The organism is Lentzea sp. NEAU-D7 (genome assembly GCF_026242055.1).
Lineage (GTDB): Bacteria > Actinomycetota > Actinomycetes > Mycobacteriales > Pseudonocardiaceae > Lentzea.
This window is the reverse complement of record NZ_JAPJDL010000007.1, coordinates 55,135-77,322: the sequence shown is the minus strand read 5'-3', so window position 1 is coordinate 77,322 and position 22,188 is coordinate 55,135. Positions and strand designations below refer to the sequence as shown.

Here is a 22,188-nt window from a genome sequence, read left to right as displayed (position 1 = left end):
CGGAAACCTCCGTTCGCCCGCGAGACACGGGAAATTGGTCCGCCATCTTGTTTGGGGCCGCTTAACCACCGTTAACGAGGGGCTGCCCGCAGGTGCTGGAATGCGGGTTCCTAGACTTCGGGACATGAGCGACGCGGACAAGGCCGTCACGCACGAGCTGACCGTCCAGCGACTCGCCGGGGAAATGTTCCGCGAGGCCGCGTGGGCCGCGCTCGGCACGTTTGTCCTCGGCGTCGTCGTGTCAACTGTGATCTGGGGGACCGCTGGTCTCTTCGGATCATTGATCGGTGGTGCGATCGCCATCGGTTCGAGCCTTGCCACGTTGTTGTTGATGCGCAAGACGGCGGCGCTCGATCCGATGTTCGTGATGGTCGCCGCACTCGGTGGATTCATGGGCAAGCTGATCGTGTTGCTGCTCGCCGTGATCCTGCTTCGCAACCAGTCCTGGCTCGAACCCAAGGCACTGGGAATCACCCTGGTGGCGACTGTGCTCGTCACGTCGTTCCTGGAGGCCAGAGCCTCCAAGCGCAGCCGTAGCCAGATGGTCGTGCCCGCCTCCGAAGGCGCCTAGACCTGCTGATATGGTCCGCGCAGACCAGGGACACCCGATAGCAGGGGTGCCTCTGGTAGTCGCTTGCGAACCGTAAGGTACGTTAAGTCCAGATCGTGACGATTCCCCCGGCGGAGTGAACGCCGGCCGGGAGAACCGGAAGGAACACAGTGACCAAGTTGCTGGCTTCGGGGGGCGAGTTCGTCGCTCCCGGCGTGAAGGACTTCTTCCTCCCGCCGATCTTCGGCTCGGTCACGAAGCCGATGGTCCTGCTGGTGCTGTCGATCGTGATCATCGCCGTCTTCTTCATTGCGGCGACCCGCAACCTCAAGGTCGTTCCCGGCAAGTTCCAGTTCGCCGCCGAGTCGGTTTACGACTTCGGGCGCAACAACATCGCCCGGGAGCAGATCGGTGCGAAGGACTTCAAGCCGTTCATCCCGCTGATCCTCACGATCTTCTGCTTCATCTTGGTGAACAACCTGTTCGGGCTCATCCCGATCGTCCAGTTCCCCACGATGTCGCACATCGGCTTCCCGCTCGCCGTTTCGTTGCTCGTCGTTTACCCGGTGTACCACTTCGTCGGGTTCAAGCGTCACGGCTTCGTGGGCTACTTGAAGCACCAGACGGTTCCGCCGGGCGCGCCGTGGTTCGTGCTCCCGCTGCTGATCCCGATCGAGTTCTTCCAGAAGTTCGTCCTGAACCCGCTCACGCTGGCGATCCGAGTCTTCGCCGCCATGTTCGCGGGTCACCTGCTGCTGCTGGTGTTCACCCTGGCTGGTGAGTTCCTGCTGCTCAACGGCGGACTGACCGTCATCGTGGCGCCGGTGTCCTTCGCCTTCGCCATCGCGCTGACCTTCCTGGAGGCACTGATCATGTGTCTGCAGGCCTACATCTTCGCGCTGCTGTCTGCCAGCTACATCGGCATGGCGCTGGCAGAAGAGCACTGAGAAACAGCACAAAGCCTCCGATCCGCGAAATCTCGCGGACCGAGTTGGAAAGGGAACAGCAACAGTGAGCGCTATCCAGATCGCCCAGGACGCCGTCAACCTGAACCAGGGTCTCGCGGCCATCGGCTACGGTCTCGCGGCCATCGGCCCGGGCATCGGCGTGGGTCTGATCTTCTCCTCGGTCATCAGCGGCACCGCCCGCCAGCCCGAGGCCCGCGGCGTGCTGCTCGGTCTCGCGTGGACCACCTTCGCCATCGTCGAGGTCCTCGCGCTGATCGGCTTCGTCGTTTACTTCATCGCGACTGCCTGACCGAATCCTGATCGCGTTAGGAGAAACCGTGATGGACACCCTCATCCTGGCGGCGGAGGGACCGGTCAACCCGGTCCTCCCGCACACCTCGGAGATCATCCTCGGTCTCGTCGCGTTCCTGCTCCTCCTCTTCGTCATCAAGAAGTTCGTCTCACCGCGCTTCGAGGCGTTGTACGAGGAGCGGACGGCCAAGATCGAGGGTGGCATCGAGAAGGCTGAGCAGGCCCAGGCCGAAGCCCAGCGTGCTCTCGAGCAGTACAAGGAGCAGCTGGCCGAGGCTCGCGCCGAGGCCGCGCGCATCCGCGACGACGCTCGGGCCGAGGGCCTGCAGATCGTCGAGGAGATGCGCGAGCAGGCGCAGGCCGAGTCCGCGCGCATCGTCGCGCAGGGCCAGCACCAGCTGGACGCTCAGCGCGCCCAGATCGTCGCGGAGCTGCGTGCCGACCTCGGCCGCACCGCTGTCGAGCTGGCGAGCAAGGTCGTGGGCGAGTCCCTCGAGGACGACTCCCGCCGCCGTGGCACCGTCGACCGCTTCCTCAACGAGCTGGACGCCGTCGCGGCGCCCGCGAGCAAGTAGAGGCTGCCGATGACGTTGCATGCCGCTAGTCGTGAAGCTCTGGCAGCCGCGGAACTGCGGCTGCTGGAGCTGGCCGACGCCACCACGTCGACGGACGAGCTCGCCAAGCTCGGCGAGGAGCTTTTCGCCGTGCTCGACCTGCTGGTCGGTCAGCGCTCGCTGCGCGGCGCGCTCGCCGACGCCTCGTCCGAGGCCGCCGGTCGTGAGCAGCTGGCTCGCGGCCTGTTCGCCGGCAAGGTGAGCGACGCGACCCTGCAGATCCTGGTCGCCGTCGTGACCTCGCGCTGGTCCAGCCCGCGCGAGCTCGTGGACGGTGTCGAGTCGCTCGCCCGCACCACGCTGCTGGTGCGTGCCGAACGCGACGGCCAGCTGGACTCGACCGAGGACGAGCTGTTCCGGCTCGGCCGCATCGTGGCTGGTTCGAACGAGCTCGAGCTGCTGCTGGCGGACCCCGCCGGCGACGCAGCCGGCAAGGTCGCGCTGGTCGACTCCCTGATCGAGGGGAAGGTCAGCCCGGTCACCAAGACGCTGGTGGACCAGCTGGTTCGCAACCCGCGCGGAGTGCGCGTGGCGGACGGGCTCTCCGAGCTCGCCGACCTGGCGGCCAAGCGCCGTCAGCGTTCCGTCGCGCACGTCCGGTCCGCCGTGGCGCTGACCGCGGAGCAGGTCGACCGCTTGACCGCGACGCTGACCACGATCTACTCGCGCCCGATCGCGCTGCACGTGGAGGTCGACCCCTCTCTGGGCGGTGGCCTCTCGATCAAGATCGGCGACGAGATCATCGACGGAAGCATCGCAGGCCGGTTGGCGGCACTGCGCCGCAATCTCGCCAGCTAGCCCCCGAGCCCTTTCCCAAGAACGAAGAAGTGAGAGCAGGAACGACATGGCGGAGCTGACGATCTCGTCGGACGAGATCCGCAGTGCGATCGAGAAGTACGTCTCGAGCTACTCCCCGGAGGTCAGCCGGGAAGAGGTCGGTACCGTCTCCGAGACCTACGACGGCATCGCCATCGTCGAGGGCCTTCCGGGCACGATGACCAACGAGCTGCTCGAGTTCCCCGGTGGCGTCCTCGGCGTCGCCCTGAACCTCGAGGTCCGCAACATCGGTGCGGTCATCCTCGGTGACTTCGACAAGATCGAAGAGGGCCAGGAGGTCCGCCGGACGGGCAAGGTCCTGTCCGTGCCGGTCGGCGACGGCTTCCTCGGTCGTGTCGTCAACCCGCTGGGTACGCCGATCGACGGCCTCGGTGACATCGTCGCCGACGACACCCGCGCCCTGGAGCTGCAGGCCGCGTCCGTGCTGCAGCGCCAGCCGGTGTCCGAGCCGATGCAGACCGGCATCAAGGCCATCGACGCGATGACCCCGATCGGTCGCGGTCAGCGTCAGCTGATCATCGGTGACCGCAAGACCGGCAAGACCGCGGTCTGCATCGACACGATCATCAACCAGAAGAAGGCCTGGGAGTCGGGCGACCCGAAGCAGCAGGTCCGCTGCGTCTACGTCGCCATCGGCCAGAAGGGCTCCACCATCGCGGGCGTCAAGGCCGCGCTGGAGGAGGCGGGCGCACTCGAGTACACGACGATCGTCGCCGCCCCCGCTTCTGACTCCGCCGGCTTCAAGTGGCTGGCGCCGTACACCGGCTCCGCCATCGGCCAGCACTGGATGTACCAGGGCAAGCACGTCCTGATCATCTTCGACGACCTGACCAAGCAGGCCGAGGCGTACCGCGCGATCTCGCTGCTGCTGCGCCGCCCGCCGGGCCGCGAGGCCTACCCCGGCGACGTCTTCTACTTGCACTCGCGTCTCCTCGAGCGTTGCGCGAAGCTCTCGGACGACCTCGGCGGCGGTTCGATGACGGGTCTCCCGATCATCGAGACCAAGGCGAACGACGTGTCGGCGTACATCCCGACCAACGTCATCTCGATCACCGACGGTCAGTGCTTCCTCGAGTCCGACCTGTTCAACGCCGGTGTCCGCCCGGCCGTCAACGTGGGTATCTCCGTTTCCCGCGTCGGTGGTGCCGCGCAGATCAAGGCGATGAAGGACGTCGCGGGCTCGCTGCGTCTGGACCTGTCGCAGTTCCGCGAGCTGGAGGCCTTCTCCGCGTTCGCGTCCGACCTCGACGCCGCGTCGCGCGCCCAGCTGGACCGCGGTGCCCGTCTGGTCGAGCTGCTCAAGCAGGGCCAGTACTCCCCGGTCCCCGTCGAGGAGCAGGTCGTCGAGATCTTCGCCGCGACCAAGGGTCACCTGGACGACGTCCCCGTCGCCGACATCCGCCGGTTCGTCGCGGACTTCAAGGACTCGCTGCGCCGCAACCACGCGGACCTGCTGGGCTCCATCGTGGAGACCAAGAAGTTCCCCGAGGACGCTCAGCAGCGCGTTGTCGCCGCCGTGACCGAGTTCAAGAAGCAGTTCACCGCTTCGGACGGCACGACGATCGTCAACGAGGCGTCCGAGAAGGCGATGGACGCCGACAAGGTCGCCCAGGAGTCGGTGAAGGTCCACAAGCCCGAGCCCACCAAGAAGTGATCTGAGCCATGGGCGCACAGATTCGGGAGCTCCGCCAGCGGATCCGAACGGTCAACTCGACCAAGAAGATCACGAAGGCGTACGAGCTCATCGCCACGTCTCGCCTCGCCAAGGCGCAGACCAGGGTCGCGGCCTCGCGCCCCTACGCGGACGAGATCACGAACGTGCTCTCCGCGTTGGCCGAGGCCTCGGCGAACCTCGACCACCCGCTGCTGTCGGAACGCGAGAACCCCAAGCGTGCCGCCGTCCTGGTCGTGACCAGCGACAAGGGCATGTGCGGTGGTTACAACGCGAACGTGCTCAAGGCCGCTGAGCAGCTGATCCAGCTGCTCAAGTCCGAGGGCAAGGAGCCGGTGCTGTACGCGACCGGCCGCAAGGCGATCGGGTACTACAACTTCCGCCGTCGCGAGGTCACCGCGTCGTGGAGCGGGTTCTCCCAGACCCCGCACTACGTCAACGCCGTCGAGGCGGGTGACGCGCTGGTGGAGGCGTTCCTGGAGGGCACGGAGAACGGTGCGCAGGGCGTGGACGAGATCCACGTCGTGTACACCGAGTTCAAGTCCATGCTGAGCCAGACGCCGACCGCCAGGCGGATCGCGCCGATGGACGTCGAGTACACCGGTGAGACCCCCAAGGGCCCGCGCGCGGTGTACGACTTCGAGCCCAGCGCGGAAACGCTGCTCGGAGCGATGCTGCCCAAGTACGTGAAGACGCGGCTGTTCTCGGCCATGCTGGAGGCGGCGGCTTCGGAGTCGGCGGCTCGTCGTACGGCCATGAAGGCGGCGACGGACAACGCGACGGAGCTCGTGCGCAACCTCAGCCGGGCGGCGAACTCGGCCCGTCAGGCCCAGATCACCCAGGAGATCAGCGAGATCGTCGGTGGCGCCTCCGCGCTTACCGGTGGCGCAGGAAGTGATGAGTGACATGAGTGCTACTGCCACCACCACCCGCACCGGCCGTGTGGTTCGGGTGATCGGTGCGGTCGTCGACGTGGAGTTCCCGCGCGACGCCGTGCCGGAGCTGTTCAACGCTTGCCACGCCGAGATCACCTTCGAGGCGGTCGCCAAGACGCTGACCCTCGAGGTCGCGCAGCACCTCGGCGACAACCTGGTCCGCACCATCTCGATGCAGCCGACCGACGGTCTGGTGCGCGGTGCGACCGTGACCGACACCGGCAAGGCCATCTCGGTCCCCGTCGGCGACGTCGTCAAGGGCCACGTCTTCAACGCCCTCGGTGACTGCCTCGACGTTCCCGGCCTCGGCCGGGACGGCGAGCAGTGGGGCATCCACCGCAAGGCGCCCGCCTTCGACCAGCTCGAGGGCAAGACCGAGATCCTCGAGACCGGCATCAAGGTCATCGACCTGCTCACCCCGTACGTCAAGGGTGGCAAGATCGGCCTGTTCGGCGGCGCGGGTGTCGGCAAGACCGTGCTCATCCAGGAGATGATCACGCGTATCGCGCGTGAGTTCTCCGGTACGTCGGTGTTCGCCGGCGTCGGTGAGCGCACCCGTGAGGGCACCGACCTCCTCCTCGAGATGGAGGAGATGGGCGTTCTCAGCGACACCGCCCTGGTCTTCGGTCAGATGGACGAGCCGCCCGGCACGCGTATGCGCGTCGCGCTGTCCGCCCTCACGATGGCGGAGTACTTCCGCGACGTGCAGAACCAGGACGTGCTGCTCTTCATCGACAACATCTTCCGGTTCACCCAGGCCGGTTCCGAGGTGTCGACCCTGCTGGGCCGCATGCCTTCGGCCGTGGGTTACCAGCCGACGCTGGCCGACGAGATGGGTGAGCTCCAGGAGCGCATCACCTCGACGCGTGGCCGGTCGATCACGTCGCTGCAGGCCATCTACGTGCCCGCGGACGACTACACCGACCCCGCCCCGGCGACGACCTTCGCCCACCTGGACGCGACGACGGAGCTTTCCCGTCCGATCTCCCAGAAGGGCATCTACCCGGCCGTCGACCCGCTGTCGTCGTCGTCTCGAATCCTCGAGCCGTCGATCGTCGGCGAGGAGCACTACCGGGTCGCCCAGGAGGTGAAGCGAATCCTGCAGAAGTACAAGGAGCTGCAGGACATCATCGCCATCCTCGGTATGGACGAGCTTTCCGAGGAGGACAAGGTCCTCGTCGGTCGCGCGCGTCGTCTCGAGCGCTTCCTCGGCCAGAACTTCATCGTGGCCGAGAAGTTCACCGGTCAGCCCGGCTCCTTCGTGCCCATCAAGGACACGATCGAGGCGTTCGACCGCGTGTGCAAGGGCGAGTTCGACCACTACCCGGAGCAGGCGTTCTTCTCCTGCGGCGGGCTGGACGACGTCGAGGCCAACGCCAAGAAGCTGGCCGGCAACTGAGCTAGGTTCTCCGAAGGGCCGTTCCTCCTTTGTGGAGGGACGGCCCTTCCGGCGTTTCCGGAGCACATGACGTTTCCGTTGGACGGAAACCGCCCTCCCGGTCGCGGGCCCTGCCGTCGCACCATGCTCGGCAACACCAGGGCACCTCGACGAGGAGGAAGAGCGCGTGAACAAATGGGTGCTGCCGCTGTGCTGGACCGCTGTCCTGCTCGACGGCTTTGACCTCGTGGTGCTCGGCACGGTGATCCCTGTGCTGTTGCAGGAGAAGCTGCTCACGACGGCGAGCGCCAGCGCGGTCTCCACGGCCGGCCTGGTCGGGATGATGCTCGGCGCGCTGGTCATCGGGACCATCACGGACGTCATCGGGCGCCGCAAGGTGATGATCTACGCCGTGGCCGGGTTCTCCGTGTTCACGCTGGCCTGTGCGTTCGCGCCGGACGCGACGACGTTCGGGATCCTCAGGTTCCTCGCGGGGCTCGGCCTCGGCGGGTGCCTGCCCACGGCGATCGCGCTGGTCAACGAGGCGCGGCCGCAGCAGGGCGGGCGGGCCACGACGCTCATCATGACCGGCTATCACGTCGGTGCGGTCATCACGGCGCTGCTGGGGATCGTGCTCATCCCGCAGCTGGGCTGGCGGTCGCTGTTCGTGGTGGGCGCGGCACCGGCGCTGGTGCTGATCCCGTTGATGGTCAAGCACTTGCCGGAGACGGCGGCGCGCACGGCTCCCGCGCTGGAGGCCGTCGGTTCGCTGTTCAAGCCGGGCCTGCGGAAGGCGACGATCGCGTTCTGGGTGGCGTCGTTCATGGGGCTGTTGCTCGTGTACGGGCTGAACACGTGGCTGCCGCAGATCATGCGCAGCGCCGGGTACGAGCTCGGTACGGCGCTGGCGTTGTTGCTCACGCTCAACATCGGTGCTGTGGTGGGACTTCTGATCGCCGGAGCGGTCGCCGACCGGATCGGGATCAGGCCCGCAGCCATCGGGTGGTTCGCCGCCGCCGTGGTGTTCCTGGCCCTGCTGAGCATCAAGCTGCCGGGTGTGGGCGTGTACGTGGCCGTGTTGCTGGCCGGGTGCTTCGTGTTCAGCGCGCAGGTGCTCGTGTACGCCTACGCGGGGCGGGTTTACGAGGAGAACCGGGCCACGGGTATCGGATGGGCCGCTGGGATCGGACGGCTGGGCGCCATCAGCGGGCCGTTGCTCGGCGGTGCGTTGCTCACGGCTGGATTGGCGCACCCGTGGGGCTTCTACGCGTTCGCGCTCGTAGCGGCGTTGGGCGCAACGGCCGTTGGTGCGATTGGGCTGAAGGCGAAATCGGTCGTGGCGCCCGCCGGCTGATGGCAAGGTCGGGTGCATGGCCCGACACGTTCCGCACGACGACCCGGGGACGCCGGACGTCCGCTCGCCCTGGCGGTACCTGTGGTGGCTCGTGCTCGTGCAACGCGGGCGGGTGCTCGCCGGGGCGTGGTGGGGCTCGCTGTCGATGTGCGGGCTGATCCTGCCGCCGTACCTCATCTCGCGAGCGGTCGAGGCCGGTGTGCGGGGCGGCGACAGGACCGCGTTGCTGGGCTGGTGCGGCGCTCTGCTCGCGGTGGGCCTGGGCCTGGCACTGGTCTTCATCGCCCGCCACCGCACGATGACGCTGGTGCGGACCGACGCCTCGCTGCGCACGGTCCAGATCGTCGTCCGGCACGTCACCCGGCTCGGCGGGGTGGTCCGGCGGAAGCTGTCCACAGGGGAGCTCACTTACCTGCAGAACGGCGACACGGCGCGGATCGCGCACGCGCTGACCAGTACCGGGCCCGGAGTGGGTGCCGTGGTCGCGTACGTGGCCACGGCGGTGTTGCTGGTGCGGATCTCGCCGTTGGTGGCTGTGGTGGTGCTGCTCGGGGTGCCGGTGCTCGCCGTGGTGACGGGGCCCGTCCTGAGCCGGTTGCACGCCGTGGAGGCCGGGTACCGGCAGCGGCAGGGTGAGCTGAGTGCGCGGGCCGGGGACATCGTGGGCGGGTTGCGGGTGCTGTCCGGGATCGGCGGGAAGCCGGCGTTCGAGTCGCGGTTCCGGGCCCTGTCGCGGGAGGTCCTCGAAGACGGCTACCGGGTGTCGGCGTGGCTGAGCTGGGTGCAGGCGCTGACGTGGGGGCTGCCCGCGTTGTTCCTCGCCGTCGTCACGTGGATCGTGGCGCGCATGGCGGTCTCCGGCGCCATCTCGATCGAGGAGATGATCGCCGTCTACCTGTACGTCACCACGCTGACCGTGCCGGTCGGGTTCTTCATGGAAGGGGCGGACGCGATTCCCCGTGCGCTGGTGTCGGCGCGGCGGGTCATCGACGTTCTCCGGTTGCAGCCAGAGGAGCCGGACGCCGATTCCGTGCCGCTGGACGTGAAGACCGGCGCGCTGACCGTGGTCGTCTCGGCGAACGCGACGCTGGCGAGGGACGCCGTCGACCGGCTGCCGGGCGTGGTCGCGGACAACGACGACTACCTGTTCCCGGGGACGGTGCGCGAGGCGGTGTCGGTGGCGGTGCACAGTGACCGCGAACTGGACGAGGCGTTGTACGCGGCGGCCGCGGTGGACGTCGTGGAGGCGATGCCGGACGGCCTCGACTCACCCCTGGAGTCGCAGGGCCGCAACGTGTCCGGCGGCCAGCGGCAACGGCTGCGGCTCGTGCGGGCGTTGCTGAGCGAACCGGATCTGCTCGTGCTGGTGGAGCCGACGTCCGCCCTGGACGCGGTGACCGAGGCGGCGGTGGCGAAGAGGGTGCGGGAGAGGCGGTCGGGGCGGACCACGGTCGTCGTGTCGTCGTCGCCGTTGTGGGCGAACCAGGCGGATCAGGTCGTGCACCTGGAGGAGAGCCGATGACCGGGCTGCCGATCGCGGACCGCCGCGAGGTGCGGCAGGCCGCGGCGCGGCTGCTCCGGGGCGAACGGCGTGCGCTGGCCGCGGTGCTCGTGCTCACCGCGCTCTCGGCGTTGTCGGGGCTCGTCGGGCCGTACCTGCTCGGCAAGATCGTCGGCGGGGTGGAGGCCGGCTCGCTGACGCCGTCCACTGTGGACCAGCTCGCGCTCGGGGTGCTCGGTGCGGCCGTCGTGCACCTGGTGCTGGTGCGGTACAGCGCGTTGCGGGCGGCGAGGCTCGGTGAACGGTTCCTGGCCTCGCTGCGGGAGGAGGCGGTGACGCGCACGCTGGCGTTGCCCGCGCGGGTGGTCGACCGGCTGAGCACCGGCGACCTGATGACCCGCGTGACGAGCGACGTCGGCGTGGTCGGCCAGGCGTTGCGGGACAGCGTGCCCGAGGTGCTCGCGGGCGCCACACACCTCCTGGTCGTGTTCGTGGCGGTGTTCTGGCTGGACCCGGTGCTCGGCCTCGTCTCGCTGGTCGGCATGCCGTTCGTGGTGTGGGTGGTGCGCTGGTACCTCGCCCGTGCGCGCGACGCGTACCTCGCGGAGAGCGAGGCCAACGGTGACGTCGCGGAGATGTCCGCGGCGGTCGGCGAGGGCAGCCGGACGATCGAGACGTACGGCCTGAGGGCCCGGATGCTGGCCGCCGCGGACGGCACCGTCGCGCGGTCGTACCGGGCTCGGCTGCGGACGCTCGCGCTCAGGAACGTGCTGTTCCCGGTGACCACCTTCGTGAACACCCTGCCGGCCGTGCTGGTGCTGCTCGTCGGTGGCTTCTTCTACGCGGCCGACGGTGTGCGGATCGAGGTCGTCGTCACGGCGGTGTTGTGGGTCTGGCGGCTGGTCGAGCCGATGGACCGCATCCTGTTCTGGGTCGAGTTCCTGCAGCGCGGCGGCGCGTCCTTCGCCCGGATCGAGGGGATCGGGGCCCACGCCGAACCCGCGCCCGCCGTCCGCGAACCGGAGGGCGACCGCATCGAGGTGAGCGGAGTCCACTACTCCTATGTGGACGGACACGAGGTCCTGCACGGTGTCGACCTCGTGGTGCAGCCGGGAGAACGGCTGGCGATCGTCGGAGTCTCCGGCGCGGGCAAGTCGACGCTGGGCCGGTTGATCGCGGGCGTCGACCGGCCGGGGGAGGGGTCGGTGCTCGTCGGCGGGGTGCCCGTCGCCGATCTCGCGGCAGCAGGCGAGCAGCGGATCGTACTGGTGACGCAGGAACACCACGTGTTCATCGGGACGGTCAGGGAGAACCTCGCGATGGCGGCCCCGGACGCTCCGGACGACCGGTTGCTCGAAGCGTTGCGGACCGTCGGCGCGACGTGGTTCGAGGAGTTGCCCGAAGGCCTGGACACGCTCCTCGGTGCGGGCGGGCTCGAGCTGGATCCCGCCCAGGCGCAGCAGCTGGCGCTCGCACGCGTCGAGGTCGCCGATCCGCACACGCTGGTGCTGGACGAGGCGACGTCCTCGCTCGACCCGGCCACGGCCAGGCACGCGGAGCGCGCGATCGCGGCCGTGCGGGAGAGACGCACGGTGATCGCGATCGCGCACCGCCTGCAGACCGCGCGTGACGCCGACCGGATCGCGGTCGTGGACGCGGGTCGTGTCGTGGAGTTGGGATCCCACGACGACCTGGTCGCCAGAGACGGCACTTACGCGACGCTCTGGCGTTCCTGGCACGGCGCCTAGACACCGCTTAGGGGAGCTGAACGACCTTGGGGACGCCCTGCTGCCGCACGGTGACCTCCTTGGTGCCGGCGGGCGCCAGCCAGGCGTGGTCGCGCTCCTGCGGGCCGATGGTGGCGCCGAAGTCGGCGACGATCGTGCCCTGACCGTCCGGCAACGCCAGCACCGCGGGCTCGCCCTTGACCGCCCTGCCGCCGAGCACGGGCGCGCTGAACGTGCCGTCCGGCTGGTAGAGCGCGCCGTACAGCTCTCCGTAGGCCTCGAACATCAACGCGTAACGACCGTCCGGCAGCCACGCGCAGACGCTCCAGTCGCCGGTCACGTCCCAGCCGACCAGGTAGTCGAGCAGTGCCCGCTTCTGCAGCTCGCGCTTCGGGTCGTCCGCCTTCGTCCCCGGCGGCGTCCGTCGCTCCTCGGGCGTGCCCGTCGCGCAGTTCTGCCCGCTCCAGCCCAGACCGGGGTGGGGCACGAACGCGCGGTCCGGCCGGTAGTCGTACCTGCTGAGGATCGGCTGCCGGGTGAAGTCGTCGGGTTGCGGCACGGAGTCGCCGCGCACGAACACCGGCCGATCGGCCAGCGGAGCCACCGTGAACACGACGCCGTCCTCGTCGTGCGGGGCCGTCGCCCAAACGCGAGCAAGGCGGTTGTCCGGACCGCGCGCCGGTTTCAACGACCAGGAGACCGTCCTGCCCAGCGTCAGCACCACGTAGTGGTCGCCGAGAGGACCGAAGCGGTACAGCCCCGTCTCGTTGTCCCTGGCTTCCGCCTGCACGACCTCGCGGCCCGCCACCGCGCCGTCGGCGACCAGGCCCACGAGGGTCGCGGGCCGTGCGGAGTCGCGCACCCGCACCTCCTGCGCGACGAGGGCGATCGGGCCTGAAGGGGTCTGTCCCGTCCAGAACACGTTCGCTCGCTTTGAGACTTCCGTCACGGGCTCGTACGGCTTCCACGGCTGCTTCTGCGCCTCGTCCCATAGGTGCAGCGCGGTCGCGATGAGTTCGGAGTCGCCGGCGTGCGGACCGGTCGTCGTCGCCGTCAGCCGCGGATCCTCCGGCGGTTCCGGCGAGCGCGTCAGCGCCACCCCCGTCGTCACGCCTGCCAGCAGTGCCACCGCCGCGGTGATCGCCACCAGCTTGCGCGTGTGCCTGCGTCGTCCCCCGGCCATCACGTCCCCCACGAATCCCGGCCGCACGTCGAGTTCGGCCGTCGCGGCCTCCATCGCCTGCTTCAACTCCACGTCAGCACCTGCTCACCCATCAGTTCGCGCATGCGGGCGAGGCCGCGCGAGGTCTGGCTCTTCACCGTGCCGACGCCGCATCCGAGTGCACGCGCGGTCTCCGCCTCGCTGAGGTCGTCGAAGAACCGCAGCACCAGAACGGCGCGCATCTTCTTCGGCAGCTGCGCCAACGCACGCACCACAATGTCCGCGTCCACGACCTGTTGCTCGTGCCCGCGCGCCGCAGGCACCGCCCCCAGTTCCAGCGGTGCCTCCGGTTTGCGGGAACGCCGTCGCCACCGGTTCGCGGCCGAGTTGGCCAGCGCGGCGCGTGCGTACGCCTCCGGAGAGGAGCTGATCCGGCGCCACTTGCCGTACATGTTCATGAGGACGTCCTGCAGAATGTCCTCAGCGGCGCCTTTGTCGCCGCCGCACAGCAGGTATGCGGTGCGCAACAGCGCCTGCGACCGCAACGCCACGAAGTCCTCGAAGTCCTGCATGTCCCCCCTTCGGCGGTCGTCGGAGGTACTGACACCGGGCGGGGCGGCAAGGTTGTCAGGCGACCGTTTAGACTCAGTTCGACTCCAGACGACGAGGGAGATACGCGTGGCCGAGATGACCGTTGAACTGGTCGCCGTTGAACGCCGTTTGTGGTCCGGTAAGGCCACCTCTGTTTCGGCGCAGACCACCGAGGGCGAGATCGGCATCCTGCCCGGTCACGAGCCCGTGCTCGGCCAGCTGGTCGAGGGTGGCGTGGTGCGCGTGCGCACGACGGACGGTGGCCTGGTCACCGCCGCCGTGCACGGTGGCTTCCTCTCCGTGACCGGCACCGGCGTGTCGATCCTCGCCGAGGACGCCGAGCTCGCGGGCGAGATCGACGTGGACGCGGCGCGCACGGCGCTGCAGGACGCGGACGACGCAGAGCGCGCACGTGCGGCAGCGCGCGTGCGGGCCGTGGAACAGTCGGCCTGAGACCGGGCACGAGGCCGCAGCCGTGGGGATCACCGAGATTGCCGGCCTGATCCTTCTTGGGGTGGCGATCGTCATCACCTGCTTCGCCTGGCGCCGCATCCGGCTGCTGCGTGAGGGTGGCGTGCACGTCGCCCTGCGCAGCAAGTTCGATGATCGCGGGCGTGGCTGGCACCTGGGCGTGGGGCACTACCGGGGCGACTCGTTCGCCTGGTTCCGGGTGCTCTCGCTCGGGTCAGGGCCGAACGAGCTGATCTCGCGGGACGGCCTGGAGATCGACGCCCGGCGGGAGCCGACCGGGCCCGAGGCCTACGCCATGCCCGTGGGGGCGACCGTGCTGCGCTGCCGGTCCGCCTCCGGCGAGGTAGAGATCGCCATGGGGCCGGACGCCCTGACCGGGTTCTTGTCCTGGTTGGAGTCTTCTCCGCCCGGGCGGTCCATTCCCTGGGCTTCCTGAAGTTCGTGCGAACGACCCGCCGGGTTCTCCCGGCGGGTCGTTTCGCGTTCGTCAGGCGTTCTCGCCCGGCTGCCACAGGACGTCGCCGTCCGGGTTCGCCACGCGGGCCAGGATGAACAGCAGGTCCGAGAGCCGGTTCAGGTACTTGGCCGTGAGCACGTTCGTGTGCTCGGCGTCCTCTTCGATCAGCGACCACGTGCGCCGTTCCGCGCGGCGGGCGATGGTGCGCGCCTGGTGCAGCAGGGCCGCTCCCGGCGTGCCCCCGTTCAGGATGAACGAGTCGAGCTTGCCCAGGCGTTCGTTGAACGTGTCGCAGTAGCCCTCCAGGCGGTCCACGTAGGCCTGGGTCACGCGCAGGGGCGGGTACTTCGGGTCCGGTGTGATCGGGGTGCAGAGGTCCGCTCCGACGTCGAAGAGGTCGTTCTGCACCTTGCGCACCACCTCGAAGACGTCCGGTGCCAGCTGGCCCAGCGCCAGGGCCACGCCGAGGGACGCGTTCGTCTCGTCCACGTCCGCGTAGGCCTCGATGCGTGCAGAGGTCTTGGGAACGCGCGAGAAGTCGCCGAGTCCGGTCGTGCCGTCGTCGCCGACCCGTGTGTAGATCTTGGTGAGATGCACCGCCATGCCTGGCACTTTAGAGCCGTACGTAGGATTGCCGCGTGAGCGAGCATTTCCGGGTACACGGTGGCGCAAGGCTGGTCGGCGACGTCGACGTCGTTGGCGCCAAGAACAGCGTGCTCAAGTTGATGGCGGCGGCCCTGCTGGCCGAGGGCACCACGACCATCACCAACTGCCCGGACATCCTCGACGTGCCGCTGATGGCGGACGCGCTGCGGAGTCTCGGGTGCGAGGTCGAGCTCGAAGGCGACGTGGCGAGGATCACGACCCCCGCCGAGCTGAGCCACCGGGCCGACTCCGAGGCCATGGGCAAGCTGCGCGCGAGCATCTGCGTGCTCGGGCCGCTGGTCGGGCGGTGCAAGCGCGCGGTCGTGGCGCTGCCCGGCGGTGACGCGATCGGCTCGCGGCCGTTGGACATGCACCAGAGCGGGCTGGAGAAGCTCGGTGCGAGGACGTGGATCGAGCACGGCTGCATCGTCGCCGAGGCCGAGGGGCTGCAGGGCACGCAGATCTGGCTCGACTTCCCGAGCATGGGCGCCACCGAGAACATCCTGATGGCGGCCGTGCTCGCCACCGGGACGACGGTCATCGACAACGCCGCTCGCGAGCCCGAGATCGTCGACCTCTGCCTGATGCTCAACCAGATGGGCGCGAAGGTCGAGGGCGCCGGCACGTCCACCCTCACCGTGCACGGCGTGACCGAGCTCAAGCCGACCGAGCACCGCGTCATCGGTGACCGGATCGTGGGCGCCACCTGGGGCTTCGCCGCCGTCATGACGCGCGGCGACGTGCGGGTGCGCGGTGTGAATCCGCACCACCTCGACCTGGTGCTGGAGAAGCTGCGCATGGCGGGCGCCGAGGTCACCGTCTACGAGGGCGAGGACGAGGGGTTCCGCGTCGTCATGGAAGGCCGGCCCAAGGCCGTCGACTTCGTGACGCTGCCGTATCCGGGCTTCGCCACGGACAACCAGCCGTTCGCGATCGCGCTGTCCACGGTCTCCGAGGGCACCTCGATGATCACCGAGAACCTGTTCGAGTCACGGTTCCGGTTCATCGACGAGATGATCAGGCTCGGGGCCGACGCGCGCACGGACGGCCACCACGCCGTGATCCGCGGGATCGAGAAGCTGTCCAGCGCGCCGGTGTGGGCGTCGGACATCCGCGCCGGTGCGGGGCTCGTCCTCGCCGGTCTGTGCGCCGACGGGGCCACCGAGGTCTACGAGATCTTCCACATCGAGCGCGGTTACCCCGGGTTCGTGGAGAACCTCCGCAAGCTGGGTGCGAACGTGGAGCGCGTCAGCGTCTGATTGCGCTCGCCCGCTCGCGCGGTGAGATTCGCCGGAAAGTCGAACTCACGTCTTGAGCACCAGCCGCGCGTTCGGGACGTCCGCCGGGAACACCATCACCTGGTAAGGCGCGTGTCTCGAACGCGTGGCACGCACCCCGTTCTGCTTGAGCTTCTGCACGAGAACGTTCGCGGCCTCCTCCGTCGGGACGACCGCGACCTCGCTCAGCAACCCGAAGTCCGTGCCGTCCAGGTCCGGCACGGGCCGCCTGTCGTTTCCCGCGAAGTACCTCAGCACCAGAGCCAGCAAGCCGAGGACCGCGAAGACGATCCCGGTCTGGTAGAAGCCCGTCACCTCTTCATCATGCTCCCAGTGGTCACGATTCAGTGAGCAATCGCACGCGCAGCGTCGGTTACCGGCCAGTACGCTCCGGAGAACGACGACGTGGGAGGTTGCTGTGCCGTACCCAGCTGACCGTGAGCGCGACCGGCCCTGGGTGATGCGCACGTACGCGGGTCACTCGTCGGCGGCCGCCTCCAACGCGCTTTACCGCCGCAACCTGTCGAAGGGCCAGACCGGGCTGTCGGTGGCGTTCGACCTGCCGACGCAGACCGGCTACGACCCCGACGACGAGCTCGCGAAGGGCGAGGTCGGCAAGGTCGGCGTGCCCGTCAGCCACATCGGCGACATGCGGCAGCTCTTCGACCAGATCCCGCTCGCCGGTGCCAACACGTCGATGACGATCAACGCGACGGCCATGTGGCTGCTCGCGCTGTACGTCACCGTGGCCGAGGAGCAGGGCGCGGACCCGTCGGCGCTCGCCGGCACGACGCAGAACGACATCATCAAGGAGTACCTGTCCCGCGGCACCTACGTGTTCCCGCCGGGACCGTCGCTGCGGCTGATCACCGACATGGTCGCGTGGACCGTGTCGAACGTGCCGAAGTGGAACCCGATCAACATCTGCAGCTACCACCTCCAGGAGGTCGGCGCGACGCCGGCGCAGGAGGTCGCGTACGCGATGTGCACCGCGATCGCCGTTCTCGACTCGGTGCGCGACTCCGGCCAGGTGCCGCAGGAGAAGTTCGGCGACGTCGTCGCCCGGATCTCCTTCTTCGTGAACGCCGGTGTGCGGTTCATCGAGGAAATGTGCAAGATGCGCGCGTTCGCCCAGCTGTGGGACGAGATCACGCTGGAGCGCTACGGCGTCGAGAACCCGAAGCACCGCCGGTTCCGCTACGGCGTGCAGGTCAACTCCCTCGGTCTCACCGAGGCGCAGCCGGAGAACAACGTCCAGCGCATCGTGCTGGAGATGCTCGCGGTCTCGTTGTCCCGCAACGCCCGTGCGCGCGCCATCCAGCTCCCCGCGTGGAACGAGGCACTCGGTCTGCCGCGCCCGTGGGACCAGCAGTGGGCGTTGCGCATGCAGCAGGTGCTCGCCTACGAGACGGACCTGCTGGAGTACGAGGACATCTTCGACGGCTCCCCGGTCATCGAGGCGAAGGTGAACGAGATCCTCGCCGGTGCCCGCGAGGAGATCGACCGCGTGCAGGCGATGGGCGGCGCCGTCGCGGCCGTCGAGTCCGGCTACATGAAGTCGAACCTCGTGTCCTCGCTGGCGGATCGCCGCCGCCGCGTCGAGGCGGGCGAGGACATCGTGGTGGGCGTCAACAAGTTCGACACGACCGAGCCGTCGCCGCTGCAGGCCGAGGGCGCGAACTCGATCGAGACCATCGACCCGGTCGTCGAGGCGCAGGCCGTCGAGGCGATCAGGCAGTGGCGTGCCAACCGCGACAACGCTGCTGTGGAAGCGTCCCTGGACGCCCTGCGCGAGGCCGCGAAGACCGACCAGAACCTCGTCGAGGTCACGCTGGCGTGCGCACGTGCCGGCGTGACGACGGGCGAGTGGTCTCAGGCGCTGCGCGAGACGTTCGGCGAATACCGTGCTCCCACGGGCGTTTCCGGCGCGTCGGCGTCCGGTGAGGCGGGCTCGGAGATCGCGCGGGTGCGCGACCGGGTGCGCTCCACCGGCGAGGAGATGGGCGAACGCCTGCGCATGCTCGTCGGCAAGCCGGGTCTCGACGGCCACTCCAACGGCGCCGAGCAGGTGGCCGTGCGCGCCCGCGACGTCGGTTTCGAGGTCGTCTACCAGGGCATCCGCCTCACGCCGTCGCAGATCGTCTCGGCCGCCGTGCAGGAGGACGTGCACGTCGTGGGCCTCTCGATCCTCTCCGGCTCGCACCTGGAGGTCGTGCCCGCCGTGGTCGACGGCCTGCGCGAGGCCGGTGCCGGGGACATCCCCGTGATCGTCGGCGGCATCATCCCGCCGGACGACGCGGCCAAGCTGCGCGAGCGCGGCGTGGCGCGGGTGTTCACGCCGAAGGACTACGAGCTGACCGAGATCATGGACGAGATCGTCACCGTGATCCGAGAGGTGCGCTCGCTCTCGTAGGGCCTTAGTGTCGCGGAATGGTTGACGTTTCGCGGGACGGGTCCGTCGTCCGGATCACGATGAACCGCGCGGCCAAGCGCAACGCGCTGTCCGCCGAGCACCTCACGGAGCTGCTGGACGCGTTCCGCGAGGCACGCACGTCGGACGCGGCCGGGATCGTGCTGGCCGCGGAGGGGCCCGTCTTCTCCGCCGGGCACGACTTCGCGGACGTGCACGCCCGTGACGAGGAGGGCGTGCGGCTGCTGCTGGAGCTGTGCACCGTGCTGATGAAGACGATCCAGTCGGCGCCGCAGGTCGTGATCGCGCGCGTGCAGGGGCTGGCGACGGCGGCCGGATGTCAGCTCGTGGCTTCGTGCGACCTCGCGGTCGCGGCGGACACGGCCGGGTTCTCGTTGCCCGGAGGCAAGGCCGGGTGGTTCTGCCACACGCCCGCGGTGCCGGTGGCGCGGTCGATCGGGCGCAAGCGGTTGATGGAGCTCGTGCTCACCGGCGACGTGATCGACGCGGCGACGGCGGTGGAGTGGGGGCTGATCAACCGCGCCGTGCCGGCGGACGAGCTGGACGCCGCCACGGACGACCTGCTGGCGCGCGCCACGCGGGGGAGCAGGGCGTCGAAGGCGATCGGCAAGCGGACGATCTACGCGCAGCTGGACCGGCCCGAGATCGACGGGTACGAGATCGCGCTGTCCGTCATGGCCGAGACCTCGCAGTCCCCGTCAGCCAAAGAGGGACGGGCGTCGTTCCTGGAGAAGCGGCCGCCCGTGTGGCCCGACTAGTCGCGAGGAGCCTCAGCGCGTCGGCGTTCGGGCCCGGCTCCGCCTGGTAGACCACCAGGAACTGGCCGGGTGCCTCGCGGACGTCGAACGAGTGGTAGTTCAGCTTCAGCGCGCCGACGGCCGGGTGCACGAACTCCTTGGCGTCCTGGGTCTTCCCGCGCACCTCGTGCTGCTCCCAGAGCTCGCGGAACACCGGGCTCTCGCTGAGCGCCTCCACCATCTGCCGCAGGCGCGGCGACCTCGGGTCGGCGGTCTGCCGCAGGTGCGCGACGGTGCTCTGCGCGACCCAGTTCCAGCGCGGGTAGAAGCTCGCGGCGGCGGGGTCGAGGAACGTCATCCTGGCCGCGTTGTCGGCGGGCGAGAACGGCTCGTAGAGCGCCTCTGCCAGCGGGTTCACCGCGAGCATGTCGAGCAGCGAGTTCATCACGAACGCGGGCATGTCGTGCATGCCGCCGATGAGCCGCATCAGTTCCGGGCTGACCTTGTCGGTCGAATGACCTTCGTCCGCGACGACCCCGGCGAGGCGGTGCATGTGCGCCCGCGCGTCGGTGTCGAGCTGGAGCGCGCGGCTCAGCGCGTCGAGGACCTGCGCGGACGGGTTGGTCTCGCGGCCCTGTTCGAGGCGGGCGTAGTAGTCCGCGCTCACCCCGGCGAGCACCGCGACCTCTTCCCTGCGCAGGCCCTTGACCTTGCGCTGGGTGTGGCTCGGCAGGCCCGCATCCTGGGGGTTGACGCGGGCGCGGTGGGCTTTCAGGAACTCGCCTAGCACGCTTCCGAGGTTATTACCCGGCCGCGACTTCTGCCTGGGTGTGCCACACCTAGGCAGGAGGTGTCCTGGCAGACACCGCGCCGCGGGCCGAAAGTCGGTGCCATGAGCGAAAAAGTTGTGGTGATCAGCGGAGCTTCCAGCGGTATCGGCGAGGCGACGGCCCGAGTCCTCGCCAAGGCCGGGCACAAGGTGTTCCTCGGCGCACGGCGGGAGGACCGGCTGGCGGCGCTGGCCGACGAGATCGGTGGCGCCTACGCGCCGCTGGACGTGACCTCCCGCGAGTCCTTCCAGTCCTTCGTGGACGCCGCCGTGGAGCGGTACGGGCGGGTGGACGTGCTGGTGAACAACGCGGGCGTGATGCCGTTGTCCCTCATGGGCTCGCTGAAGGTCGACGAGTGGGACCGCATGGTGGACGTCAACATCAAGGGCGTGCTGAACGGCATCGCCGCCGTGCTGCCCCGCTTCACGGACGGCGGGCACGTCGTGAACGTCGCCTCGATCGGCGCGCACATGGTCATGCCGACCGCCGCCGTGTACTGCGCGACGAAGTACGCGGTGTGGGCGTTGTCCGAGGGGTTGCGGCAGGAGCGCGACGACCTGCGCGTCACCGTGATCTCGCCCGGCGTCACGGAGTCCGAGCTGGCGGACACCATCACCGAGGACTTCGCGGCGTCGCTGATGGAGGACTTCCGCAAGCTCGCGCTGCCGGCGTCCGCCATCGGTGACGCCATCGCCTACGCGATCTCGCAGCCGGCGGAGGTCGACGTCAACGAGATCGTCGTACGGCCGGTGTCACAGCGTTAGGCACCGGTGGTCGAGCCCGGCCGGAGGATCATCAGCACCGTCACGGTGGCCCACAACAGGTTGAAGATCCCCGTGTACATGGCCAGGTGCTTGACGTCCTTGGTCCTGATGGCCTTCTCCTGGCCGGGAAGGATCTTCAGGGCGAGCACGAACGCGGCGGCGGTGGTGAGCGCGATCGACACGATCACCCAGGGGTGGCCGGTCACGCCCATCACGCCGGCCGTCGCGAACCCGAAGACCGGCACCGAGATGCCGATGAGCGCGTAGACGCGGCAGATCCGGTGCAGGAGTTCGGGGTTGCCGGCCGTGGTCACGGCCTTCGGGAACATGCTGGCGGCGACGGTGACCGGGCCGATCGCGACGATGGCGGCCAGGACGTGCAGCGAGAGGAAGAACTTGCTCACGCCGCGCTCCACACCGTGCCGCGGCGTTCGTGGGCGAACAGCGTCTCGACCTCCAGGGCCTGCTGGGAGCCGACCTCGCGTTCGACGAGGTAGAGACCGAGGTCGACGCCGGACGTGACACCGGCCGCGGAGACCAGGTCGCCGTCGTCGACGATGCGGGCGCGGACCGCGTTCACCCCCATCGACTCCAGCGCTGTCAGGCCGAGGTGGTTCGTGGTGGCGTTCCGGCCCTTGAGCAGGCCGGCGATGGCCAGCACGAGCGATCCTCCGCACACGGTGGCGATGACCGCTTTCGAGTCCCGGAGCACGGGCCCGAGCGTCGCCGCTGCGGCGCTGAGCAGGGCGAACACCTCGTCGTCCTGCATGGCCGCCGCACCGGGCACGACGATGACATCGGTGCCGGGGTCGAGCCGGGCGGTCGCGTCCAGGGACAACAGGTTCATCCCGGCGGGGACCTGCCGCGGTCCCTCCACCGCCACCAGTTCGGTCGGGATTCCGCCCGCCATCAGCGTCTCGTACGGGCCGATGACGTCCAGCGGGTCGAAACCGTCGAACAACACCACTTGAGCTCTCACTGCTGCCTCCTCACGTC

General features: G+C 69.1%; 24 protein-coding genes. 17 read left to right on the top strand and 7 right to left on the bottom strand.

What is annotated here, in order from left to right; genetic code table 11:
- Positions 1-124 precede the first annotated feature (124 nt).
- From ORI60_RS16135 to ORI60_RS16085, 11 genes are all read left to right on the top strand, one after another.
- Entirely contained in the window at positions 125-571 is a 447-nt protein-coding gene (locus tag ORI60_RS16135) for a hypothetical protein (protein ID WP_090066623.1), read from the top strand.
- A 149-nt stretch (positions 572-720) separates the two neighbouring features.
- Positions 721-1,497: a F0F1 ATP synthase subunit A gene (gene atpB / locus ORI60_RS16130; protein WP_266038118.1), complete on the top strand. Its 777-nt coding sequence runs from the start codon at positions 721-723 to the stop codon at positions 1,495-1,497.
- Positions 1,498-1,561: 64 nt separating this feature from the next.
- A complete protein-coding gene (locus tag ORI60_RS16125; protein WP_090008758.1) occupies positions 1,562-1,807 on the top strand; it encodes an ATP F0F1 synthase subunit C in 246 nt (81 codons plus the stop codon).
- Positions 1,808-1,838: 31 nt separating this feature from the next.
- Positions 1,839-2,384: a F0F1 ATP synthase subunit B gene (locus ORI60_RS16120; protein WP_266038117.1), complete on the top strand. Its 546-nt coding sequence runs from the start codon at positions 1,839-1,841 to the stop codon at positions 2,382-2,384.
- Positions 2,385-2,387: 3 nt separating this feature from the next.
- The gene (locus ORI60_RS16115) at positions 2,388-3,221 is read left to right on the top strand and encodes a F0F1 ATP synthase subunit delta (protein ID WP_266038451.1); all 834 of its coding nucleotides are present in this window, start codon (positions 2,388-2,390) and stop codon (positions 3,219-3,221) included.
- Between the two features lie 46 nt (positions 3,222-3,267).
- Positions 3,268-4,914, top strand: a complete 1,647-nt coding sequence (atpA, locus tag ORI60_RS16110) for a F0F1 ATP synthase subunit alpha (protein WP_266038116.1) — start codon at positions 3,268-3,270, stop codon at positions 4,912-4,914.
- A gap of 8 nt (positions 4,915-4,922) precedes the next feature.
- Positions 4,923-5,837, top strand: a complete 915-nt coding sequence (locus tag ORI60_RS16105) for a F0F1 ATP synthase subunit gamma (protein ID WP_266038115.1) — start codon at positions 4,923-4,925, stop codon at positions 5,835-5,837.
- Entirely contained in the window at positions 5,830-7,266 is a 1,437-nt protein-coding gene (atpD, locus tag ORI60_RS16100; RefSeq protein WP_266038114.1) for a F0F1 ATP synthase subunit beta, read from the top strand. The genes ORI60_RS16105 and atpD overlap by 8 nt, the downstream gene beginning before the upstream one ends.
- Positions 7,267-7,432: 166 nt before the next feature.
- Entirely contained in the window at positions 7,433-8,599 is a 1,167-nt protein-coding gene (locus tag ORI60_RS16095; protein ID WP_266038112.1) for an MFS transporter, read from the top strand.
- Positions 8,600-8,615: 16 nt separating this feature from the next.
- Positions 8,616-10,121: an ABC transporter transmembrane domain-containing protein gene (locus tag ORI60_RS16090; protein ID WP_266038110.1), complete on the top strand. Its 1,506-nt coding sequence runs from the start codon at positions 8,616-8,618 to the stop codon at positions 10,119-10,121.
- Positions 10,118-11,848 (top strand): ABC transporter ATP-binding protein, encoded by a 1,731-nt coding sequence (locus tag ORI60_RS16085; RefSeq protein WP_266038109.1) that lies wholly within the window; start codon positions 10,118-10,120, stop codon positions 11,846-11,848. Before ORI60_RS16090 ends, ORI60_RS16085 begins: the two co-directional genes overlap by 4 nt.
- A 7-nt stretch (positions 11,849-11,855) precedes the next feature.
- Here ORI60_RS16085 and ORI60_RS16080 read toward each other — a convergent pair whose 3' ends face one another.
- Positions 11,856-13,082, bottom strand: a complete 1,227-nt coding sequence (locus ORI60_RS16080; protein ID WP_266038108.1) for a hypothetical protein — start codon at positions 13,080-13,082, stop codon at positions 11,856-11,858.
- Positions 13,073-13,561 carry a SigE family RNA polymerase sigma factor gene (locus ORI60_RS16075; RefSeq protein WP_266038107.1) on the bottom strand — a complete coding sequence of 163 codons (489 nt, stop codon included), beginning with the start codon at positions 13,559-13,561 and terminating at the stop codon, positions 13,073-13,075. Before ORI60_RS16075 ends, ORI60_RS16080 begins: the two co-directional genes overlap by 10 nt.
- 106 nt (positions 13,562-13,667) lie before the next feature.
- Here ORI60_RS16075 and ORI60_RS16070 point away from each other — a divergent pair, with 106 nt between their 5' ends.
- Both ORI60_RS16070 and ORI60_RS16065 read left to right on the top strand, forming a co-directional pair.
- Positions 13,668-14,033, top strand: a complete 366-nt coding sequence (locus ORI60_RS16070) for a F0F1 ATP synthase subunit epsilon (RefSeq protein WP_089921576.1) — start codon at positions 13,668-13,670, stop codon at positions 14,031-14,033.
- A gap of 22 nt (positions 14,034-14,055) precedes the next feature.
- Positions 14,056-14,487, top strand: a complete 432-nt coding sequence (locus ORI60_RS16065) for a DUF2550 domain-containing protein (RefSeq protein WP_319987408.1) — start codon at positions 14,056-14,058, stop codon at positions 14,485-14,487.
- 51 nt (positions 14,488-14,538) lie between these two features.
- On the opposite strand, the gene ORI60_RS16060 is transcribed toward ORI60_RS16065, so the two are convergent.
- Positions 14,539-15,111, bottom strand: a complete 573-nt coding sequence (locus ORI60_RS16060) for a cob(I)yrinic acid a,c-diamide adenosyltransferase (RefSeq protein ID WP_266038104.1) — start codon at positions 15,109-15,111, stop codon at positions 14,539-14,541.
- 35 nt (positions 15,112-15,146) lie between these two features.
- Between ORI60_RS16060 and murA the strand changes: the two genes are divergently transcribed.
- A complete protein-coding gene (gene murA, locus ORI60_RS16055) occupies positions 15,147-16,412 on the top strand; it encodes a UDP-N-acetylglucosamine 1-carboxyvinyltransferase (protein WP_266038102.1) in 1,266 nt (421 codons plus the stop codon).
- Between the two features lie 45 nt (positions 16,413-16,457).
- Here murA and ORI60_RS16050 read toward each other — a convergent pair whose 3' ends face one another.
- Entirely contained in the window at positions 16,458-16,745 is a 288-nt protein-coding gene (locus tag ORI60_RS16050; RefSeq protein ID WP_266038100.1) for a hypothetical protein, read from the bottom strand.
- A gap of 103 nt (positions 16,746-16,848) precedes the next feature.
- Between ORI60_RS16050 and ORI60_RS16045 the strand changes: the two genes are divergently transcribed.
- Both ORI60_RS16045 and ORI60_RS16040 read left to right on the top strand, forming a co-directional pair.
- On the top strand, positions 16,849-18,843 hold the full coding sequence (locus ORI60_RS16045; RefSeq protein WP_266038099.1) for a protein meaA: 1,995 nt from the start codon (positions 16,849-16,851) through the stop codon (positions 18,841-18,843).
- A 17-nt stretch (positions 18,844-18,860) separates the two neighbouring features.
- Positions 18,861-19,619, top strand: coding sequence for an enoyl-CoA hydratase-related protein (locus ORI60_RS16040; RefSeq protein ID WP_266038097.1), 759 nt, complete (start codon positions 18,861-18,863; stop codon positions 19,617-19,619).
- Here the strand turns inward: ORI60_RS16040 and ORI60_RS16035 are convergent.
- Positions 19,534-20,388, bottom strand: a complete 855-nt coding sequence (locus tag ORI60_RS16035) for a helix-turn-helix transcriptional regulator (RefSeq protein WP_266038096.1) — start codon at positions 20,386-20,388, stop codon at positions 19,534-19,536. The genes ORI60_RS16040 and ORI60_RS16035 overlap by 86 nt on opposite strands.
- Before the next feature lie 102 nt (positions 20,389-20,490).
- On the opposite strand from ORI60_RS16035, the gene ORI60_RS16030 reads away from it, so the two are divergent.
- Positions 20,491-21,192 carry an SDR family oxidoreductase gene (locus tag ORI60_RS16030; RefSeq protein ID WP_266038095.1) on the top strand — a complete coding sequence of 234 codons (702 nt, stop codon included), beginning with the start codon at positions 20,491-20,493 and terminating at the stop codon, positions 21,190-21,192.
- Here ORI60_RS16030 and ORI60_RS16025 read toward each other — a convergent pair.
- A complete protein-coding gene (locus tag ORI60_RS16025; RefSeq protein ID WP_266038094.1) occupies positions 21,189-21,596 on the bottom strand; it encodes a hypothetical protein in 408 nt (135 codons plus the stop codon). The genes ORI60_RS16030 and ORI60_RS16025 overlap by 4 nt on opposite strands.
- The gene (locus tag ORI60_RS16020; RefSeq protein WP_266038093.1) at positions 21,593-22,171 is read right to left on the bottom strand and encodes a DJ-1/PfpI family protein; all 579 of its coding nucleotides are present in this window, start codon (positions 22,169-22,171) and stop codon (positions 21,593-21,595) included. The genes ORI60_RS16025 and ORI60_RS16020 overlap by 4 nt, the downstream gene beginning before the upstream one ends.
- Between the last annotated feature and the right edge of the window lie 17 nt (positions 22,172-22,188).

Excerpts from the sequence above, each read along its gene's own strand:
- atpD (WP_266038114.1), top strand. The coding sequence starts at position 5,830 with ATGAGTGACATGAGTGCTACTGCCACCACCACCCGCACCGGCCGTGTG.
- atpA (WP_266038116.1), top strand. The coding sequence starts at position 3,268 with ATGGCGGAGCTGACGATCTCGTCGGACGAGATCCGCAGTGCGATCGAG.
- ORI60_RS16085 (WP_266038109.1), top strand. The coding sequence starts at position 10,118 with ATGACCGGGCTGCCGATCGCGGACCGCCGCGAGGTGCGGCAGGCCGCG.
- ORI60_RS16040 (WP_266038097.1), top strand. The coding sequence starts at position 18,861 with ATGGTTGACGTTTCGCGGGACGGGTCCGTCGTCCGGATCACGATGAAC.
- ORI60_RS16030 (WP_266038095.1), top strand. The coding sequence starts at position 20,491 with ATGAGCGAAAAAGTTGTGGTGATCAGCGGAGCTTCCAGCGGTATCGGC.
- ORI60_RS16135 (WP_090066623.1), top strand. The coding sequence starts at position 125 with ATGAGCGACGCGGACAAGGCCGTCACGCACGAGCTGACCGTCCAGCGA.
- ORI60_RS16075 (WP_266038107.1), bottom strand. The coding sequence starts at position 13,561 with ATGCAGGACTTCGAGGACTTCGTGGCGTTGCGGTCGCAGGCGCTGTTG.
- ORI60_RS16060 (WP_266038104.1), bottom strand. The coding sequence starts at position 15,111 with ATGGCGGTGCATCTCACCAAGATCTACACACGGGTCGGCGACGACGGC.
- ORI60_RS16120 (WP_266038117.1), top strand. The coding sequence starts at position 1,839 with ATGGACACCCTCATCCTGGCGGCGGAGGGACCGGTCAACCCGGTCCTC.
- ORI60_RS16090 (WP_266038110.1), top strand. The coding sequence starts at position 8,616 with ATGGCCCGACACGTTCCGCACGACGACCCGGGGACGCCGGACGTCCGC.
- ORI60_RS16105 (WP_266038115.1), top strand. The coding sequence starts at position 4,923 with ATGGGCGCACAGATTCGGGAGCTCCGCCAGCGGATCCGAACGGTCAAC.